This window comes from Anaerotignum lactatifermentans DSM 14214 (assembly GCF_900142265.1).
In the GTDB taxonomy this organism is placed as follows: domain Bacteria; phylum Bacillota; class Clostridia; order Lachnospirales; family Anaerotignaceae; genus Anaerotignum; species Anaerotignum lactatifermentans.
The window spans coordinates 1-1,727 of sequence record NZ_FRAH01000150.1 but is presented as its reverse complement, the minus strand read 5'-3'; the positions used below and the strand labels follow the sequence as shown (position 1 = coordinate 1,727).

At 38.5% G+C, this 1,727-nt stretch carries 2 protein-coding genes; both read left to right on the top strand.

Going from position 1 to position 1,727, the window contains the following annotated elements; all coding sequences use genetic code 11:
- Positions 1–88 precede the first annotated feature (88 nt).
- The gene (locus BUB35_RS18285) at positions 89–1,126 is read left to right on the top strand and encodes an IS1595-like element ISSag10 family transposase (protein ID WP_002837184.1); all 1,038 of its coding nucleotides are present in this window, start codon (positions 89–91) and stop codon (positions 1,124–1,126) included.
- 23 nt (positions 1,127–1,149) lie between these two features.
- Positions 1,150–1,644: a lincosamide nucleotidyltransferase Lnu(C) gene (gene lnu(C) / locus BUB35_RS18280; RefSeq protein WP_019543803.1), complete on the top strand. Its 495-nt coding sequence runs from the start codon at positions 1,150–1,152 to the stop codon at positions 1,642–1,644.
- Positions 1,645–1,727: the final 83 nt, after the last annotated feature.

The following is a 1,727-nucleotide window of genomic DNA, read 5'->3' as shown; positions in this document are numbered from 1 at the left end:
GGCTCTGTCACAACAAATGGTTGATTTTTGACGAGAAATAGCGTATAATAATAGTAAGAAACAGTACCACCGAAGGAGGTAATTGGATATGCCTACTATCAAAGACGCATTAGATATTATCGGTAAGTTGACTGTCGCAGAGCAGGAAAGCCTTAAAACAATGCTTTTAAGTCCTGCCTTTGTAAAGTCTTTGAATATTGAAGATTTCGTAGCAAAGGAACGCTTTGCAAATGGTCGTGTATGCCCTCTTTGTGGCTGTATCCATGTGGTTCGCAATGGTCATCGTAAAGATGGCACACAGCGATATGTATGTAAGGATTGTGGCAAGTCCTTCGTGATTGCTACGAACTCCATTGTGTCTGGTACAAGAAAAGACTTGTCCGTGTGGGAGCAGTACATTGATTGTATGATGAATGGCTTATCCATTCGTAAGACTGCTGTTGCTTGTGGGATTCACAGAAACACCGCATTCCTTTGGAGACACAAGATTTTGGATGCACTTCAGAATATGGCAGACGATGTTACCCTTGACGGCATTATTGAGGCTGACGAAACTTTTTTCGCCATCTCGTACAAGGGCAATCATAGCAAGAGTAAGACATTTGCTATGCCACGCAAGGCTCATAAGCGTGGTCATTCTACACATATCAGAGGCTTGTCCCAAGAAAAGGTATGTGTTCCTTGTGCGGTTAATAGGAATGGCTTGTCTATCTCCAAGATTACGAATACTGGTAGAGTTTCTACAAGAGATTTACATCATATTTATGATGGTAGGATTAAGACCAATTCCACTCTTGTTACGGACAAGATGAACTCCTATGTGAGATTTACAAATGCCAATGGCATTGACCTTGTGCAGTTAAAGACTGGCAAAGCCAAGAAAGGCATTTATAATATCCAACATATCAATAGCTACCATAGCCAGCTAAAGAGGTTTATGCGTGGCTTTAACGGTGTTTCTACCAAGTATCTGAACAACTATCTTGTGTGGAATAACCTTGTAAATTACGCCAAAGAAAGCGACATGGAGAAAAGGAACATCTTCTTAACTTTCGTTTTGGCAACATTGAAAACTGCTAAATGCAGAGATTTATCAAACAGACCAGCAGTTCCTCTGGTCGCCTAATTAGAATTTGTGGAGATGATAAGATGGTCAATATAACAGATGTAAAACAGATTCTTCAATTTGCAATAGATGCGGAGATTAAAGTCTTTCTTGATGGTGGCTGGGGTGTAGATGCTCTTCTTGGATATCAGTCAAGAGCCCATAATGATATTGACATTTTTGTAGAAAAGAACGATTATCAGAACTTTATAGAAATAATGAAAGCTAATGGCTTTTATGAGATTAAGATGGAATATACAACATTGAACCATACTGTATGGGAAGATTTGAAAAACAGAATTATTGATTTGCATTGTTTTGAATATACGGACGAAGGTGAAATTCTTTATGATGGGGATTGTTTTCCGGTAGAAACTTTTTCGGGTAAAGGAAGAATTGAGGAAATAGAGGTTTCCTGTATTGAACCATATAGTCAAGTAATGTTCCATCTGGGATACGAGTTTGATGAAAATGATGCACATGATGTGAAGTTATTGTGTGAGACACTTCATATCGAAATTCCAAATGAGTATAGATAACTGCAAATAACAGTTTGTAGGGGAGTTCTGATACTCCCCTATAAAAATGGCTATTTATCAACTGTTTGTTGTGACATAGCCTT

What these genes read in the sequence shown, in the direction of transcription:
- BUB35_RS18285 (WP_002837184.1), top strand. Translation starts at nt 89, where the DNA reads ATGCCTACTATCAAAGACGCATTAGATATTATCGGTAAGTTGACTGTC.